The organism is Haematobacter genomosp. 1 (genome assembly GCF_002196855.1).
Classification (GTDB): domain Bacteria; phylum Pseudomonadota; class Alphaproteobacteria; order Rhodobacterales; family Rhodobacteraceae; genus Haematobacter.
The window spans coordinates 13,951-29,269 of the sequence record NZ_NIPW01000033.1 but is presented as its reverse complement, the minus strand read 5'-3'; the positions used below and the strand labels follow the sequence as shown (position 1 = coordinate 29,269).

Below are 15,319 nucleotides of genomic sequence, written 5' to 3'. Positions count from 1 at the left end.
TCCCAGGAGCACGACCGCATGTACCGCTACGACGATTTCGACGCAGCCTTCGTCTGCGAACGGGTGGCCCAGTTCCGCGCGCAGGTGGAGCGACGGATCGACGGATCGCTGACGGAGGACGAGTTCAAGCCGCTCCGGCTGATGAATGGCCTCTACCTCCAGCTGCACGCCTACATGCTGCGCGTGGCCATCCCCTATGGCACGCTGAACGGCGCCAAGATGCGTCAGCTCGCGCTCATCGCCGACCGGTGGGACAAGGGGTACGGCCATTTCACCACCCGTCAGAACATCCAGTACAACTGGCCGCTGCTCCGCGACGTGCCGGACATGCTGGAGGCTCTGGCGGAGGTGGAGATGCACGCCATCCAGACCTCGGGCAACTGCGTCCGCAACGTGACCGCCGACCATTTCGCCGGCGCGGCGGCGGATGAGATCGAGGATCCGCGCCCCGTGGCGGAACTTCTCCGCCAATGGTCCACCGATCACCCGGAATTCCAGTTCCTGCCGCGCAAGTTCAAGATCGCCATCACCGGCAGCCCGAACGACCGCGCCGTGACGCGCGCGCATGACATCGGGCTGCGCATGGTGCGCAATGCGAAGGGCGAGCCGGGGTTCGAGGTGATCGTGGGCGGCGGCCTTGGCCGGACGCCGATGCTTGGCCATGTCGTGCGGGAGTTCCTGCCGAAAACCGACCTGCTGCCCTATGTGGAAGCGGTTCTCAGCGTCTACAACGAGCTTGGCCGCCGCGACAACAAGTACAAGGCGCGCATCAAGATCACCGTGCATGAAACGGGCCTTGAGACGATCCGGGAGCTTGTGGAGGCCCGGTTCGCGGAAATCCGGCCGGAGTTCCATGGCGCCGATCAGGCATTGCTTGCGGACATCGAGGCGGCCTTTGCCCCGCCCGCGTGGAAGAACGCGCCCACCGACGCCTATGATGCCGCGCTGCGCGACCCGGAATTCCGTCGCTGGAGCGAACAGAACCTGAGCCGCCACCGGAACGACAACTATGCCATCGTCTCCGTCTCGCTGAAGAAACAGGGTGCGACGCCGGGGGATGCGACATCTGACCAGATGCGCGTTTTGGCCGATCTGGCGGAGCGCTACGGACATGACGAGCTACGCATCAGCCATGAGCAGAATGTCATCCTGCCGCATGTGCACAAGGGCGATCTGCCCGCCGTCCACGCCGCGCTGAAGGCCGCGGAACTGGCCACGGCGAATATCGGGCTCATCTCCGACATCATCGCCTGCCCCGGCATGGATTACTGCGCGCTGGCCACGGCCCGCTCCATTCCCATCGCACAGGACATCGCCACCCATTTCCACGCTCTCGGGCTGGAGGAGGAGATCGGCGGGATGAAGATCAAGATCTCCGGCTGCATCAACGCCTGCGGCCATCACCATGTGGGGCATGTGGGGATCCTCGGCCTCGACCGCGCGGGGGTGGAGAATTATCAGATCACGCTGGGCGGCGATGGCACCGAACGCGCGGCCATCGGCGAACGCGCCGGCCCCGGCTTTCCGGCGGAGGAGGTGGTGCCCGCCATCGAGCGGCTCATGCGCGCCTATCTGGCCGAACGGCAGGGGCCGGAGGAGACGTTCCTCGACGCCTTCCGCCGCCTTGGCCCGGCCCCCTTCAAGGCCGCGCTCTACCCGGAGGAAGGCAAGCGCGATGCGGCCTGACGGTTCCGTCGCGGATCGGGTGGATGCCCTTAACGCCCGCCATGGCGGCAAGGGCGGCGCGGATGCGATCCGTGCGGCACTCGCCGATCCGGCGGCGGGGCGGGTGGCGCTCGTCTCCTCCTTCGGGGCGGAATCGGTCGTGCTGCTCCATATGGTGGCGGAGGTGGCGCCCGATCTGCCTGTGCTCTTCGTCGATACGGAGATGCTGTTCGCGGAAACCATTGTCTATCAGCAGGAGATCGCGCGCAGCCTCGGCCTGACCGGCATCCGGCGCATCACCGCTGATCCAGAGGAACTTGCCTTCGAGGATCCCGATAATACGCTGCATCAGTTCAATACCGACGCCTGCTGCGACCTGCGCAAGACCCGCCCGCTCGAACGCGCGCTGAAGGGATTCGACGCTTGGATCACCGGGCGGAAGCGGTTTCAGGCCGCGACCCGCGCCACGCTCGACCTGTTCGAGGCGGAAGGCGACAGTCGGATCAAAATCAATCCGCTCGCCGACTGGACGCCGGCGAAGGTGGATACCTATATGACCCGACATGATCTGCCCCGGCACCCGCTCGTGGCGAAAGGCTATCCGTCGATCGGCTGCGCCCCCTGCACCTCTCCGGTGAAACCGGGCGAGGATCCGCGGGCCGGCCGCTGGCGGGGACAGGCAAAGGTCGAATGCGGCATCCATTTCATCGACGGCAAGGCCGTGCGGATGCCAAAGGACAAGGAGAACGCGGCATGACCGTGATCGTGCGCGACGACGGCTTCCATGCCGAGGATTTTGCCGGAGACTTCCTGCCGCTCGATGCGATGGATGGTCCGAGTCCCGCCGTGGATGTCCCGTCCAACACCGCGACCGCCGATCTGGCGCCGCTTCTGTCGGCCGGCTTCGTGCGGATCGACTTCCCCGCCTTTTCCGACGGTCGCGGCTTCACCCTCGGGCGGGAGTTGCGGCGGCTGGGATTCACCGGGCGGCTCCGCGCCAAGGGCCATGTGATCGCCGATCAATATGCCATGGCGCGTCGCTCCGGTTTCGACGAGGTGGAGATCGCCTCCGAACTCGCCGCGCGCCAGCCCGAGGATCAGTGGCTCGCCCGTGCCGACTGGCGTGCCCATGATTACCAGCGGCGGCTGCGGGGCTGACCCTTCCGCCGACCGCCAATTCCCGATAAAAAGGATGCGACTCTCCGCCATGAACGACCTCGCTCCCGTGACCGATACCGCCGCCCCCGCCGCCAAGACGCTGCCCACCGAAACCGTGACCTCCGTCCGGCACTGGTCGGAGCATCTGTTTTCCTTCCGCGTGACCCGTCCACGGTCGCTCCGCTTCCGGTCGGGCGAATTCGTGATGATCGGCCTGACCGGCGACAACGGCCGCCCGTTGCTGCGCGCCTATTCAATCGCCTCCCCCGCTTGGGACGAGGAACTGGAGTTCTACTCCATCAAGGTGCAGGACGGCCCGCTCACCTCCCGGTTGCAGCACATCCAGCCGGGGAACGAGATCATCCTGAAGCCGAAAGCGGTGGGAACGCTCGTGCTGGACGCGCTGCTGCCCGGCAAGCGGCTGTGGCTCTTCGCTACCGGCACCGGGATCGCGCCCTTTGCCTCGCTGATCCGCGACCCGGAGACTTATGAGCGGTATGATGAGGTCATTCTCACCCATACCACGCGGGAAGTGGCGGCACTGGCCTATGGCGAGGAGCTGGTCGCCTCCGTCGCCGAGGATCCGCTGGTCGGCGAATTCGCCGCGGGCAAGCTGCGCTATTACCCCACCACGACGCGCGAAACCTCGCCCGTCATGGGTCGGATCACCGACCATCTGCGCTCCGGCGAGGTGTTCGAGCGGCTCGGCATCCCGGCGATCAACCCCGCGACGGACCGGGGCATGGTCTGCGGCAGCCTCGCATTCAACAAGGACATCATGGAAATCCTCGACGGATTCGGTCTGCGTGAAGGCGCAAACAGCGAGCCGGCCGAATATGTGGTGGAAAAGGCCTTCGTCGGCTGACCCTCACTCCGCAAGCTGAAGCCTGAGTTCCTGAAGGACGCTCTGGATCGCCTCCGGGGCGTCCTTCGCCTTGTCCCAGACGTGGAGCAGCCGGTCCTTCAGCTCGGGCGCCAAATCGGCTGCGGAGATGTTCGCGCGATATGCGCCCGCACGCTCCGCCCACCAACGCTGCGCCTTTTCCCCCAGCGCCTCCGTCCCCTCCGTGACGAGGTCAGTGGCATGATCGGCTGCTGCAAGCGCCCCCTCCGCCGCACTCCGGGTCGACTCGGAGGGGTCGCGCAGCGCATCCTGCACCCCTGACATCGCGGCATCGACAGCCCGCTCCACCTCTCCCGCAGCAAGGGTCACCGCTTCGCGCAGATTGGCGGAGGTCATGCTGCGCAGCGCCCGGCCCGCCTGCTCTGCCGCGCTCTGCGCATCGGTAGCGGCTTCGCGCGCGGTGCGGGCGGCACGGTTGACGAAACTCTCCTCGTCGTCCTCCTCGACGGGAAATCGGAAGACCGGAGGCGGAGAGGGCGCTTCCCGCGCGAGCCCGCCGACCGGGCCGCGAACATCCGTGGCGAAGTGGCGCCAGGTCAGAACGCCCAAGGCTACCAGTATCGCCGCGATCAGAAACGACTTCATCTTCCAACTCCTCGGGGCCTTTACCGCCCATCGCGGTGCCGAGCCGCGGCGGAAATACCGAATCCCTGTTGTATCACGCCTTCGCCAACACTATTTTGCCCGCGGCACACAACATCGTAAGGATTACCACCATAGCCCGCAGACCGCACAATGCCCCGCCCCAACGCGACACCGGACCCCGTGTCAATGATCGCATCCGCGCGCCGGAGATTCGGCTGATCGGGGCGGAGGGCGAGAACGTCGGGGTCGTGACGCCAGCGCGGGCGCTCGCCCTGGCGCAAGAAGCCGGTCTCGATCTCGTCGAGATCTCGCCGAATGCCACGCCGCCCGTCTGCAAGATCATGGACTTCGGCAAGTTCAAGTATGAGAACCAGAAGCGCGAGGCCGAGGCGCGGAAGAAGCAGAAGACCATCGAGGTCAAGGAAATCAAGTTCCGTCCGGGGACCGATACTCACGACTACGATGTGAAGATGCGCTCCGTGCTCAAGTTCCTCGAAGGCGGCGACAAGGTCAAAGTGACCCTTCGCTTCCGTGGCCGTGAGATGGCGCACCAGCAGCTCGGCATGGAACTGCTGAACCGCGTCGCTGCCGATGTGGCCGAGGTCGGCAAGGTGGAGAACATGCCGAAGCTCGAAGGTCGCCAGATGGTGATGATGATCGGTCCGAGGTAAACCACCCGGATCATCTCTATCGCGCCCAGGCCCCCTTGCGGGGGCCTTTCGCATTTCTAACTGCTGAAAAAGGCTTTTTGGCCTGTATTGGAGTGGAAATCGTTCGCCATCTGACGAAATCCAGCCGGAGATTTTTATACTTCCGGGCGTTTCCGGGCCGATTTTCCGATTTTCCAGCGCATAGGCATGACATTTCAGGACTTTTTCAGCAGCCTGCTAAAGGCCGCCTTCCCGCGCGATGAAGCGGACGACCTCCTCCACGCCGACCGCTTGCCGGAGACAGGCCATCACATAGGGAAGTCTGCCGCGCGCCGCGCGGGTGTCGCTCTCCAGCAAGGCGGCATCCACACCCACATGCGGCGCGAGATCGACCTTGTTCACGATGAGCAGGTCCGATTTCGTGACACCCGGCCCCCTCTTGCGTGGAATGTCCTGCCCCGCCGCCGTGTCGATGACATAGAGCGTCAGGTCCGCCAGTTCGGGTGAGAACGTGGCTGCCAGATTGTCGCCCCCCGATTCGATCAGGATCATGTCCAGATCGGGAATGGAGGCGGTCAGATCCGCCACTGCGGCAAGGTTGATCGACGCATCCTCGCGTATCGCGGTATGGGGACACCCGCCCGTTTCCACCCCCCGGATGCGCTCGAGCGGCAGGGCCTGTGCGCGCATGAGGTATTCCGCATCCTCGCGGGTATAGATGTCGTTCGTGATCACGGCCACTGACCAGCGATCCCGCATCGCTCTGCAAAGCTGCTCCGTCAGGGTCGTCTTGCCCGCCCCCACCGGACCGCCGATCCCGACGCGGAGGGGGCCATTCCCGCTCTTCATGTTCTGAAAATCCTTACATCCATCGTCTCGTGCCGCATGGCGGCGAGGTCGGAGCGGAAGGCGCCGCTCGCGATGCCCTCCAGCGGGGTTGCGATCGCCTCCGCTGCAATCCGCATCATCAGCGGATGGAGCGCGGCAATCACGCGCTGCCCCGCTGTCTGGCCGATCGGCACGAACCGCACCGCCGCCTGCACCAGCATCCCGGCAAAAGCCTGAAGATAGAAGGCCACGACCGTCTCGGCGGCGAGGTCCAGATCACGGCAGGTCGCGCCCAGCGCCACGGGATAGGGGAGATCGAGCGCCAACGATCCCCTGTCTTCCGGGAGTGCCGCCAGATAGGCGCGGCCCTGATCGAGCGTTTCCCGCACCCGCTCCGCGCCGGCGGCGAGCGCAAGGGACATATCAGAAAGCAGCCGCAAATCCGCCCCGGGGACGAGGGCATGGGCCAGAAGGATCGCATCGCTCCGCCCGCTGCCATGGGCCAGAACATCCTCCACCCACAGAAGAAGCGTATCCGCGTCCGTCACGTCACCTCCGGCAATGGCCCACTCCAGCCCATGCGAATAGGCAAAGGAGCCGACCGGGAATGCCGGGGAAAGGCGTTGGGCAAGAGTGAGAAGCGCCGCCGTCATGGAAAAAGATCAACCCGCGGCGATCATTCGGGATCCCGCGGCGGCGGATCCTCCTCCTCCTCCGGGCCGTGGCTGCCGTGAAACCGCACCTGCGCCCCGGAACTGTCAGAGCGATCCTGGGCATGGTCATCCGGCCCGTGCGAATGGCCAAGGGTCCGGCCGTGGCCATAGGCGCCGCCTTCGGGCCGGAAGGGGGCGATTATGGCATGCACATGTCCGCCCAGCCGCTCGACCATGTCCTGCAAAACGTGATCGCGGCGGATCAGCAGACGGCCCGGTTCGATCTGGCAGGGCGTATGCCGGTTGCCGATGTGCCAGGCCAGCCGCACCAGATCGTCGGCATGGATTTCCAGCAGCGGCTCATCCGCAGCAGCGACGGAAATCAGGCGACCATCCTCCAGTTCGAAGGCATCGCCATGGTTGAGGCTGGTTGTCTCCGGCAGATCGACCATGAACGCCTCGCCCGCCGCGGAGTCCAGCCGACGGCGACGGAGAAACCGCTGATCGTAGTCGAGCAGCACTTCATCCACAGCGCCCGCCCAAGTACCGGCCGGGCGGATGCGCACCGCTTTCGGAATGTCTGCCATTACCTGATCTCCCGCGCTTTCCCCGTTGGTGCCTCCTCCGGGGAAAGGCGTCAAGGCGGCTCAGGCGGCGAAAAGGTCGCGGAAGACGTATTGCGGGATCCGGTCGCGCGTCAGGCCCATGTCGTCGAGCTCTGCGTCGGATTTGGCGTCAAGCCTGCGGATTTCGGCCATGCGCGATTCGCGGACACGATAGGCGCTGACGCCTTGGCCGAGCCCCACAAAGAAATCATCGACGATCTCGCGGAGGGTTTTCTCGCGGGCGGGCGTGGTTTCGATGCGATTGTAAGCGTTCATTGGGAAACGTCCGAACTTGCGGTGTTTCCTCCCCGAAGGGGGAAATAGGCAGCCTCCCCCCGAAGTGCTACGGACGTTTTTGCATTGCAGCGTTGCGGCTGGATCAGCAGCGGTAAGCTGTCGCATTGAGTTCGTAAACCGGCTCGCCGGGCGTGACCTTCTGGAACACCACCGTATTCGCCCCGGAGCTGCGCGCGGTATCCAGCACCTGATTGCGCGCATAGCTGATGCCCTGATCGCCGAGAAGCGGCCCATAGACGCTGGGCCTGCCGGTGATGTTGGACACATAGGCGCAGGAGCCGACCTGCGACGCCTCCGCCTCACGCACACCGGCAACGCCGCGGAAACCCGGATCGGTGCAGGCGGCGAAGGCGAAAGGCAGGATGAGCCACAGACGCATGGAGAAACCTCAGAACAGGAAGTAGCGCTGCGCGAGGGGGAGTTCCTTCGCGGGCTCGCAGGTCAGAAGTTCACCGTTCGCCCGAACCTCGTAGGTTTCCGGGTTCACCTCGATCTCCGGCGTGGCGGCGTTGAGCTTCATGTCCGTCTTGCCGATGTTGCGGGTGTTCTGGACAGCGAGCGTTTCCTTGGCAATGCCGAGCCTGCCCCGCAGCCCCTCCGCCTCTGCCGCGGCGGAGACGAACACCACGGCCGAGCGTTCCACCGACCTGCCGTAGGCACCGAACATCGGCCGGGTATAGACCGGTTGCGGCGTGGGGATGGAGGCGTTGGGATCGCCCATCTGCGCCGCCACGATCGTGCCGCCGATCATCACCATCTCCGGCTTTGCGCCGAAGAAGGCGGGGTGCCAGAGCACGAGATCGGCACGCTTGCCTTCCTCGATGCTGCCGATATGGCGCGACAGCCCATGCGCGATCGCGGGGTTGATCGTGTATTTGGCGATGTACCGCTTGGCGCGGAAGTTGTCGTTGTCGCCGGTCTCCTCCGCCAGCCGCCCGCGTTGCACCTTCATCTTGTGCGCGGTCTGCCAGGTGCGGGTGATGACCTCTCCCACGCGCCCCATGGCCTGGCTGTCCGACGAGATGACGGAAAACGCGCCCATGTCGTGCAGGATATCTTCCGCCGCGATGGTTTCCTTGCGGATACGGGATTCGGCGAAGGCCACGTCCTCCGGGATCGACTTGTCCAGATGGTGACACACCATGAGCATGTCGAGATGCTCCTCCAGCGTGTTCACGGTATAGGGCATGGTCGGGTTGGTCGATGACGGGATGACGTTCGGCTGGCTCACCACCTTGATGATGTCGGGCGCATGGCCGCCGCCCGCGCCTTCGGTGTGAAAGGCATGGATCGTCCGGCCCTTGATGGCGGCCAGCGTGTTCTCCACGAAGCCCGATTCGTTCAGCGTGTCGGTGTGGATCATCACCTGCACGTCCATGTCGTCCGCAACCGACAGGCAGCAGTCGATGGCGCCCGGCGTCGTGCCCCAGTCCTCATGCAGCTTCAGGCAGGAGGCGCCCGCCTTCACCATCTCCTCCAGCGCAGCGGGGAGCGAGGCATTGCCCTTGCCCGCAAAGGCCAGGTTCATCGGAAAGGCGTCCGCCGCCTGGATCATCCGCGCCAGATGCCAGGGGCCGGGCGTGCAGGTCGTGGCAAGCGTGCCATGCGCCGGACCCGTTCCGCCGCCCAGCATGGTGGTGATGCCGGAATAGAGCGCGTCGTCGATCTGTTGCGGGCAGATGAAGTGGATATGCGCATCCATCCCCCCGGCGGTGAGGATCCGCCCTTCCCCCGCGATGGCCTCCGTGCCGGGGCCGACGATGATGTCCACGCCCGGCTGGGTGTCGGGGTTGCCCGCCTTGCCGATCTTGTGGATACGGCCGTCGCGGAGGCCGACGTCGGCCTTGTAGATGCCTGTCCAGTCGAGGATCAGCGCATTGGTGATGACGGTATCCACCGCGCCCTCCGCCCGCGTCGCCTGAGACTGGCCCATGCCGTCGCGGATGACCTTGCCGCCGCCGAACTTCACCTCCTCGCCATAGGTGGTCAGGTCGCGCTCCACCTCCACGATCAGGTCGGTATCGGCCAGCCGGACCCGATCCCCGGTCGTCGGGCCATACATGTCAGCATAGGCGGCGCGGGAAATCTTGGCGGGCATCGGGTTCTCCGGGATGGCTCTCGGTCCGTTCTGCCGTGCAGCGGCGGGCGTTTCAACAGGCTCCGCGCAGTCGTCCGCGCCGCGCCCCGCTCATGCCCACTTTTCAGGCAAAATCAGCGCTTGCTTCCCGGTCGGGCAGTGAGCCCGAGAGCGGGGCCGGACCTTACGAGGCGCAGATGATTGGCGCGGGTCTTCCTGCGCAGCGGCTTGATCGCCTCTGCCGCCACCTTTTCCGCCGATTCACCGTTCATCGCCGCGGACATGCCCCGCATCCAGCCCTCGAAGAAGGCAGGCGGCTTTTCGGTTATCATCCGCAGGGCTTCGGTATCCCGCATGCGCCAGAAGCCCATGAACCCCATCATCCGCATCGCGATGATCGCGTTCGCCTCCATACCCAGTTGGGCGAACTCCATACCCGTCCGCCAGAGCGCCAGGGGGTCGGGAAGGTCTTTCACATTGCTCATGATACGCTCCCACGACAGTAAAGGTCGGCCGCCTCGCAGGAACGATCCCGGAGCCGCTGCGCGACAACATGTCGCTGAGGCGGCGCGCGTCAATCATTCAATGGAATGACGCAGCGCAATCAAAGCCCGCCCATCACCTTCTGGTTGAACCCATACACGATACGCGCACCCGAGAAGGGCACCAGACGCACCTCCCGCTCCTGCCCCGGCTCGAACCGGACGGCGGTGCCGGAGGGGATGTCGAGCCGGTAGCCCAGCGCGGCCTCCCGGTCGAAGGACAGCCGGGGATTGGTTTCGGCGAAATGATAGTGCGAGCCGACCTGAACCGGGCGGTCGCCGGTATTGGCGACGGTCAGGGTGATCGCCTCGGCGCCGTCGTTCAGCGTGATCTCACCCTCGGCGGGAAGGATTTCTCCGGGAATCATCTCTGGACCTCTAGCGGATCGGGTGGTGAACGGTGACGAGCTTGGTGCCATCGGGGAAGGTCGCCTCGACCTGCACCTCATGGATCATCTCGGGGATGCCCGACATGCACTGATCGCGGGTGACGACATGCGCGCCCGCCATCATCAGCTCCGCGACCGACCGGCCGTCCCGCGCGCCTTCCACCACATAGTCGGTGATGAGGGCGATCGCCTCGGGATGGTTGAGCTTCACCCCCCGCTCAAGCCGTCCCCGCGCGACCATTGCGGCGAGGCTGATGAGCAGCTTGTCCTTTTCTCTGGGCGTCAGGTTCACGTGTTCTCGTCCTCACAACTGCCAAACGCGGGGAAGGGGAGCACCCCGCACTACTTCCATGACCACGCGCAGCGCCTGCCGGAGCGCTGCCGCCCGTTCCGCCGCAAGACGGACAAGACAGCGACCGTCCCAGCCCGAAACTCCGGCCTCCACGCCATCCACCCCGCCCAGCGCGGCACGCAGCGGTCCGACCGCATCTTCCGCACCACGGGCCAGAAGCGCAAGGGTCGCCATCGCCCGATGCGCGCCGATCAGCGCCGCGCGCCCCTGCGAGTGATCTCCTAGGCGCAGCGGCTCCAGAAAGACCGGGCGGCCGTCGCGCCATACCTCCCGCCGGTCGAGGAGATCGAGGCTCCGCACCTCCTCCCCCATCGCCGCGCGGCCCAGAACCAGCGTTTCCACAAGAAGAAGCTCCGCATCGCCTGCCAGATCGGCCCGCGTGTGGCGGGAAAGGCGCGCGCGGTCGAACAGGATCGTCTCCTGCGGCAGCCAATGGAGCCGGGCGCCCGCCTCCGCGAGAAGGCGCACCTCCACCTCCGCCAGATCGCCGGTACTGGAATAGATCCGCTCGGCCGTCTGGGTGGTGCCGGTCACCGCCGCCCCTGTCCCGACGGCCAGCCGGTAGGAAAGCCGGTCCCCCCCCGTGAGACCGCCTGCGGTATTGAGGAAAACCACCTCCGGCACCGGCCCATGCACACGCGGCAGAAACGCCTTGGCGGATCCCTGCTGCGCGAGCCTGTCGAGACGGACGGCATCGGCGCGATGCGAGAGAGTGACTTCCGCCGCGCCCCGCACCCGTTCCATCCGATATGCCTGCCTGTCCTGCATCGTCTCTCCACTCTTTGGTGCGCACCATGCGCGGAAAGCGGGGCCCAGGGGAAGGGGCCTGCGAATCACCGGGAGAAATTGCGCGGCAGGCCGGGGCATGCTAGGGGCCGGGCTCATGACCCAGATCACCCTTCGCCGCCCAGACGACTGGCACCTGCATCTGCGCGACGGCGCGATGCTGCAAGGCATCCTGCCCGAAAGCCGCGATTTCGCCCGCGCCATCGTGATGCCCAACCTTGTTCCGCCCGTTGTGACGGGCGATGACGCCCGCCACTACCGCGACCGCATTCTCGCCGCGCTGCCGGAGGGACAGGCGTTCGAGCCGCTGATGACGCTCTACCTGACGGAGACGACGGAGGCGGCGGATGTCGCTGCCGCCCATGCCTCCGGTCTGGTGAAGGCGGTCAAACTCTATCCCGCGGGAGCCACGACGAACTCCGCCTCCGGTGTCCGCGACCTGGAAAAGGTGCGGGGCGTTCTGGAGACGATGGCGGAGATCGGCCTGCCCCTCTGCATGCATGGCGAGGTGACGGATCCTGTCGTGGACATCTTCGACCGGGAAGCCGTGTTCATCGAGCGCGTTCTGGCGCCGCTGCGGCAGAAGACACCCGGCCTTCGCGTGGTCATGGAACACATCACCACCCGCAACGGCGTGGAATACGTCAAGAACGGCGGGGATGACATCGCCGCCACGATCACCACGCACCACCTGATCATCAACCGCAACCACATCCTCGTGGGCGGGATCAAGCCGCACTACTACTGCCTTCCCGTCGCCAAGCGCGAGGAACACCGTATCGCGCTGCGCGAAGCGGCCACCTCCGGCGCGGCGAGCTTCTTCCTCGGCACCGACTCCGCGCCGCATGCGGACGCGGCGAAGGAAAGCGCCTGCGGCTGTGCGGGCTGCTTCACTGCGACGAACACCATGCCGCTTCTCGCGCATGTGTTCGAGGAGGAGAAGGCCCTCGACCGGCTGGAGGCCTTCGCCAGCCTGAACGGCCCGGCCTTCTACCGCCTGCCCGCGAACGACACCACCCTGACGCTGGTCAAGCGGGAGACGCCCACCCATTTCCCGACACGGATCGAGACGGGGGCGGGGCCGGTCACCGTTTTCGACCCCGGTTTCCCGGTCCACTGGGCCGTCGCCTGATCCCTCCGCTTCGGGCCGCCCCTCACCGGGCGGCCTTTTCAAAAGACCCTTCGTCCAAGGAAATCCCGCCATGATCCCCACCAGTTTCCCCTCCAGAGAGGAAATCGCCCGCCTCACCGCCCGCATGTTCCTTGAGATCGGGGCCGTCGATTTCAACGCCGCCACCCCCTTCACCTATGCCTCCGGCCTGAAGGGGCCGACCTATATCGACTGCCGCAAGCTCATCTCCTATCCGCGCATCCGCTCCACGCTGATGGACTTCCTGACGATGACCGTGCTGCGCGATGCGGGCTTCGAGGCTTTCGACAACATTGCCGGCGGCGAGACGGCGGGCATCCCCTTCGCGGCGCTCGTGGCCGAGCGGATGGGACTGCCGATGAGCTATGTCCGCAAGAAGCCCAAGGGCTATGGCCGGAACGCCCGGATCGAGGGCGCCATGACCGAGGGTCAGCGCGTGCTGCTGGTGGAGGATCTGACCACCGACGGCGGATCGAAGCTCTCCTTCGTCGATGCGATCCGGGAAACCGGCGCGAGCTGCAACCATACCGCGGTGATCTTCTTCTACGGCATCTTCGAGGGCACGGAGCAGCGCCTCGCCGATCACGGCGTTCAGCTTCACCATCTCTGCACCTGGTGGGACATGCTGGCAGAAGCCAAGGCCGCGGGCAGCTTTGACGCCGCCACGCTGGACGGGGTGGAGGAGTTCCTGAACGATCCCCGCGGCTGGCAGGGCCGTCACGCCTGAGGGACGCCTGCGGAAATCCGCCGAGACAGGAACCCCGCTGTGGATTGTCCTGTTTCGGCGGCGCGGCGGAATCGGGCAGATGCGGTGCTGCACCACAGGTCGACCCCAACATTCGGGGCGCACCGCGGCGCAGCCTGTGATATACAGGATTATACACAGGCAGAAGCGAGTCTTATCCACAGGTTTTTCCCGCGCTTTTGGCCGGACACCGTAGGGAGTATGACAGTCGCTTGACAGAAGACGACGGCCCGCCTGCCTGCGGGGGCGTCGCAAAGGGCAGGATCATGATGACCGAACTGAGGGCGATCCAAGCCGCCGCCGAGCCGGAGGCAGAGGTTCTTCCCCACAATATCGAGGCCGAGCAGCAGTTGCTGGGCGCGATTCTCACGAACAACGACATCTACGACCGCATCGCCAGTCTGGTGCGGCCCGAGCATTTCTACGACCCCGTCCACCAGCGGATCTTCGAGATCGCGGCTTCCCGCATCGTCAAGAACGCGCTCGCCTCCCCGGTGACGCTGAAGGCGTTCCTTGAGGATGACCAGGGCCTCAAGGAACTGGGCGGACCGGCCTATCTGGTGCGCCTTGCCGGCGCAGCCATCTCCTCCTTCGGGGCGCGGGACTATGCGCAGATGATCTACGATCTCGCCGTCCGGCGGGAGCTGATCGGGCTGGGCCGCGACATCGCCGCGAAGGCCGCCAAGGTCGATGTGCAGAGCGAACCGAAGGAACAGATCGTCGAGGCGGAGCAGCGGCTCTACAAGCTCGGCGAGCAGGGGGTGGCGGAGCGCGGGTTCCAGTCCTTCCTGAAGGCCGTGACCGATGCGGTGAACGTCGCCAACGCCGCCTACCAGCGGGATGGCGGGCTGGCGGGCGTGTCCACCGGTCTTGTCGATCTGGACAAGAAGCTCGGCGGTCTGCACCGCTCGGACCTGCTGATCCTCGCCGGGCGGCCGTCGATGGGCAAGACCTCGCTCGCCACCAATATCGCCTTCAACGTCGCGAAGAACTTCAAGCGCGGCCGGATGCCGGACGGCTCCGAAGGCGCGGTGGACGGGGGCGTGGTCGGGTTCTTCAGCCTGGAGATGTCGGCCGAGCAGCTTGCCGCCCGGATCCTGTCGGAAGCGGCGGAAGTGCCCTCCGAGCAGATCCGCCGGGGCGACATGACGGAGGCCGAATTCCGCCGCTTCGTTGAGGCGGCAAAGGCGCTGGAGGCGTGCCCGCTCTATATCGACGATACGCCGGCGCTGCCGATCAGCCAGATGGCGGCGCGGGCGCGGCGGCTCAAGCGGACGCACGGGCTGGATCTGCTGGTGGTGGACTATCTCCAGCTTCTCCGCCCCGCCACGGCGAAGGACAGCCGGGTGAACGAGGTGTCCGAGATCACGCAGGGCCTCAAGGCGGTCGCCAAGGAACTGGATATCCCCGTTGTCGCCCTTTCCCAGCTTTCACGTCAGGTCGAAAGCCGCGAGGACAAGCGGCCCCAGCTCTCCGACCTGCGCGAATCGGGCTCCATCGAACAGGATGCCGACGTGGTGATGTTCGTCTATCGCGACGAATATTATCGCGAGCGGGAGAAGCCGGGCGACGAAAACCTTGAAGCGATGGCCAAGTGGCAGGAAGCCATGGAACGGGTGCATGGCAAGGCCGAGGTCATCATCGGCAAACAGCGCCATGGGCCAATCGGCACGGTGGAACTGTCCTTCGAGGGCCGCTTCACCCGATTCGGCAACCTCGTGAAGCCATGGCAGCAGGGGATCGACGCAGGGTTCTGAGCTACCGCTGCAGCGGCACGCATCGCCCGCCGCTGCAGCCGCCATCGACGGGGTTTGCTGTGCAGGAGGCTTGCTTCAGCGCCCAGCCTTGCGTGCCTTGCGTGCCTTGCGTGCCTTGCGTGCCTTGCGTGCCTTGCGTGCCTGCGAAGCTTTCGTCTGGAGAAAATGCCGTCAAC

Annotated in this window: 19 protein-coding genes; 8 read left to right on the top strand and 11 right to left on the bottom strand. The window is 65.7% G+C overall.

The window, feature by feature from the left end; all coding sequences use genetic code 11:
* Positions 1-18 precede the first annotated feature (18 nt).
* From CDV49_RS16070 to CDV49_RS16055, 4 genes are read left to right on the top strand one after another with little or no spacing between them, the layout of a single operon-like run.
* The gene (locus CDV49_RS16070) at positions 19-1,686 is read left to right on the top strand and encodes a nitrite/sulfite reductase (RefSeq protein ID WP_088216425.1); all 1,668 of its coding nucleotides are present in this window, start codon (positions 19-21) and stop codon (positions 1,684-1,686) included.
* The gene (locus CDV49_RS16065; protein WP_088216424.1) at positions 1,676-2,422 is read left to right on the top strand and encodes a phosphoadenylyl-sulfate reductase; all 747 of its coding nucleotides are present in this window, start codon (positions 1,676-1,678) and stop codon (positions 2,420-2,422) included. The genes CDV49_RS16070 and CDV49_RS16065 overlap by 11 nt, the downstream gene beginning before the upstream one ends.
* On the top strand, positions 2,419-2,823 hold the full coding sequence (locus CDV49_RS16060) for a DUF934 domain-containing protein (protein ID WP_088216423.1): 405 nt from the start codon (positions 2,419-2,421) through the stop codon (positions 2,821-2,823). The genes CDV49_RS16065 and CDV49_RS16060 overlap by 4 nt, the downstream gene beginning before the upstream one ends.
* A gap of 49 nt (positions 2,824-2,872) precedes the next feature.
* Positions 2,873-3,688 carry a ferredoxin--NADP reductase gene (locus tag CDV49_RS16055; RefSeq protein WP_088216440.1) on the top strand — a complete coding sequence of 272 codons (816 nt, stop codon included), beginning with the start codon at positions 2,873-2,875 and terminating at the stop codon, positions 3,686-3,688.
* Between the two features lie 3 nt (positions 3,689-3,691).
* On the opposite strand, the gene CDV49_RS16050 is transcribed toward CDV49_RS16055, so the two are convergent.
* Positions 3,692-4,312: a hypothetical protein gene (locus tag CDV49_RS16050; protein WP_088216422.1), complete on the bottom strand. Its 621-nt coding sequence runs from the start codon at positions 4,310-4,312 to the stop codon at positions 3,692-3,694.
* A gap of 68 nt (positions 4,313-4,380) precedes the next feature.
* On the opposite strand from CDV49_RS16050, the gene infC reads away from it, so the two are divergent.
* On the top strand, positions 4,381-4,983 hold the full coding sequence (infC, locus tag CDV49_RS16045) for a translation initiation factor IF-3 (protein WP_256947376.1): 603 nt from the start codon (positions 4,381-4,383) through the stop codon (positions 4,981-4,983).
* A gap of 216 nt (positions 4,984-5,199) precedes the next feature.
* Here infC and ureG read toward each other — a convergent pair whose 3' ends face one another.
* From ureG to CDV49_RS15995, 10 genes are all read right to left on the bottom strand, one after another.
* Entirely contained in the window at positions 5,200-5,811 is a 612-nt protein-coding gene (gene ureG, locus CDV49_RS16040; RefSeq protein ID WP_088216421.1) for an urease accessory protein UreG, read from the bottom strand.
* On the bottom strand, positions 5,808-6,443 hold the full coding sequence (locus CDV49_RS16035) for an urease accessory protein UreF (protein WP_088216420.1): 636 nt from the start codon (positions 6,441-6,443) through the stop codon (positions 5,808-5,810). Before CDV49_RS16035 ends, ureG begins: the two co-directional genes overlap by 4 nt.
* A gap of 23 nt (positions 6,444-6,466) precedes the next feature.
* A complete protein-coding gene (gene ureE, locus CDV49_RS16030) occupies positions 6,467-7,030 on the bottom strand; it encodes an urease accessory protein UreE (protein WP_088216419.1) in 564 nt (187 codons plus the stop codon).
* 60 nt (positions 7,031-7,090) lie between these two features.
* Entirely contained in the window at positions 7,091-7,324 is a 234-nt protein-coding gene (locus tag CDV49_RS16025) for a hypothetical protein (RefSeq protein WP_088216418.1), read from the bottom strand.
* 103 nt (positions 7,325-7,427) lie between these two features.
* Positions 7,428-7,724: a hypothetical protein gene (locus tag CDV49_RS16020; RefSeq protein ID WP_088216417.1), complete on the bottom strand. Its 297-nt coding sequence runs from the start codon at positions 7,722-7,724 to the stop codon at positions 7,428-7,430.
* Between the two features lie 9 nt (positions 7,725-7,733).
* Positions 7,734-9,443, bottom strand: a complete 1,710-nt coding sequence (gene ureC / locus CDV49_RS16015; protein WP_088216416.1) for an urease subunit alpha — start codon at positions 9,441-9,443, stop codon at positions 7,734-7,736.
* A gap of 113 nt (positions 9,444-9,556) precedes the next feature.
* Positions 9,557-9,907, bottom strand: a complete 351-nt coding sequence (locus tag CDV49_RS16010; RefSeq protein WP_088216415.1) for an antifreeze protein — start codon at positions 9,905-9,907, stop codon at positions 9,557-9,559.
* A gap of 119 nt (positions 9,908-10,026) precedes the next feature.
* A complete protein-coding gene (locus CDV49_RS16005) occupies positions 10,027-10,332 on the bottom strand; it encodes an urease subunit beta (protein WP_088216414.1) in 306 nt (101 codons plus the stop codon).
* 10 nt (positions 10,333-10,342) lie between these two features.
* Complete coding sequence (locus CDV49_RS16000) at positions 10,343-10,645, bottom strand: urease subunit gamma (RefSeq protein ID WP_088216413.1); 303 nt, start codon at positions 10,643-10,645, stop codon at positions 10,343-10,345.
* Between the two features lie 12 nt (positions 10,646-10,657).
* Positions 10,658-11,473 carry an urease accessory protein UreD gene (locus CDV49_RS15995; RefSeq protein WP_088216412.1) on the bottom strand — a complete coding sequence of 272 codons (816 nt, stop codon included), beginning with the start codon at positions 11,471-11,473 and terminating at the stop codon, positions 10,658-10,660.
* 115 nt (positions 11,474-11,588) lie between these two features.
* On the opposite strand from CDV49_RS15995, the gene pyrC reads away from it, so the two are divergent.
* The 3 genes from pyrC (at position 11,589) to CDV49_RS15980 (ending at position 15,143) form a co-directional block, all read left to right on the top strand.
* On the top strand, positions 11,589-12,623 hold the full coding sequence (gene pyrC, locus CDV49_RS15990) for a dihydroorotase (protein ID WP_088216438.1): 1,035 nt from the start codon (positions 11,589-11,591) through the stop codon (positions 12,621-12,623).
* Between the two features lie 70 nt (positions 12,624-12,693).
* Positions 12,694-13,368: an orotate phosphoribosyltransferase gene (locus CDV49_RS15985; RefSeq protein WP_088216411.1), complete on the top strand. Its 675-nt coding sequence runs from the start codon at positions 12,694-12,696 to the stop codon at positions 13,366-13,368.
* A 287-nt stretch (positions 13,369-13,655) separates the two neighbouring features.
* Positions 13,656-15,143, top strand: a complete 1,488-nt coding sequence (locus CDV49_RS15980) for a replicative DNA helicase (RefSeq protein WP_088216410.1) — start codon at positions 13,656-13,658, stop codon at positions 15,141-15,143.
* The last annotated feature ends 176 nt before the right edge of the window (positions 15,144-15,319 follow it).

What these genes read in the sequence shown, in the direction of transcription:
- CDV49_RS16005 (WP_088216414.1), bottom strand. Translation starts at nt 10,332, where the DNA reads ATGATTCCCGGAGAAATCCTTCCCGCCGAGGGTGAGATCACGCTGAAC.
- pyrC (WP_088216438.1), top strand. Translation starts at nt 11,589, where the DNA reads ATGACCCAGATCACCCTTCGCCGCCCAGACGACTGGCACCTGCATCTG.
- CDV49_RS15995 (WP_088216412.1), bottom strand. Translation starts at nt 11,473, where the DNA reads ATGCAGGACAGGCAGGCATATCGGATGGAACGGGTGCGGGGCGCGGCG.
- CDV49_RS16060 (WP_088216423.1), top strand. Translation starts at nt 2,419, where the DNA reads ATGACCGTGATCGTGCGCGACGACGGCTTCCATGCCGAGGATTTTGCC.
- CDV49_RS16020 (WP_088216417.1), bottom strand. Translation starts at nt 7,724, where the DNA reads ATGCGTCTGTGGCTCATCCTGCCTTTCGCCTTCGCCGCCTGCACCGAT.
- ureC (WP_088216416.1), bottom strand. Translation starts at nt 9,443, where the DNA reads ATGCCCGCCAAGATTTCCCGCGCCGCCTATGCTGACATGTATGGCCCG.
- CDV49_RS16070 (WP_088216425.1), top strand. Translation starts at nt 19, where the DNA reads ATGTACCGCTACGACGATTTCGACGCAGCCTTCGTCTGCGAACGGGTG.
- CDV49_RS16055 (WP_088216440.1), top strand. Translation starts at nt 2,873, where the DNA reads ATGAACGACCTCGCTCCCGTGACCGATACCGCCGCCCCCGCCGCCAAG.
- CDV49_RS16010 (WP_088216415.1), bottom strand. Translation starts at nt 9,907, where the DNA reads ATGAGCAATGTGAAAGACCTTCCCGACCCCCTGGCGCTCTGGCGGACG.
- ureE (WP_088216419.1), bottom strand. Translation starts at nt 7,030, where the DNA reads ATGGCAGACATTCCGAAAGCGGTGCGCATCCGCCCGGCCGGTACTTGG.
- CDV49_RS16065 (WP_088216424.1), top strand. Translation starts at nt 1,676, where the DNA reads ATGCGGCCTGACGGTTCCGTCGCGGATCGGGTGGATGCCCTTAACGCC.
- CDV49_RS15985 (WP_088216411.1), top strand. Translation starts at nt 12,694, where the DNA reads ATGATCCCCACCAGTTTCCCCTCCAGAGAGGAAATCGCCCGCCTCACC.
- CDV49_RS15980 (WP_088216410.1), top strand. Translation starts at nt 13,656, where the DNA reads ATGACCGAACTGAGGGCGATCCAAGCCGCCGCCGAGCCGGAGGCAGAG.
- ureG (WP_088216421.1), bottom strand. Translation starts at nt 5,811, where the DNA reads ATGAAGAGCGGGAATGGCCCCCTCCGCGTCGGGATCGGCGGTCCGGTG.
- CDV49_RS16050 (WP_088216422.1), bottom strand. Translation starts at nt 4,312, where the DNA reads ATGAAGTCGTTTCTGATCGCGGCGATACTGGTAGCCTTGGGCGTTCTG.
- CDV49_RS16025 (WP_088216418.1), bottom strand. Translation starts at nt 7,324, where the DNA reads ATGAACGCTTACAATCGCATCGAAACCACGCCCGCCCGCGAGAAAACC.
- CDV49_RS16035 (WP_088216420.1), bottom strand. Translation starts at nt 6,443, where the DNA reads ATGACGGCGGCGCTTCTCACTCTTGCCCAACGCCTTTCCCCGGCATTC.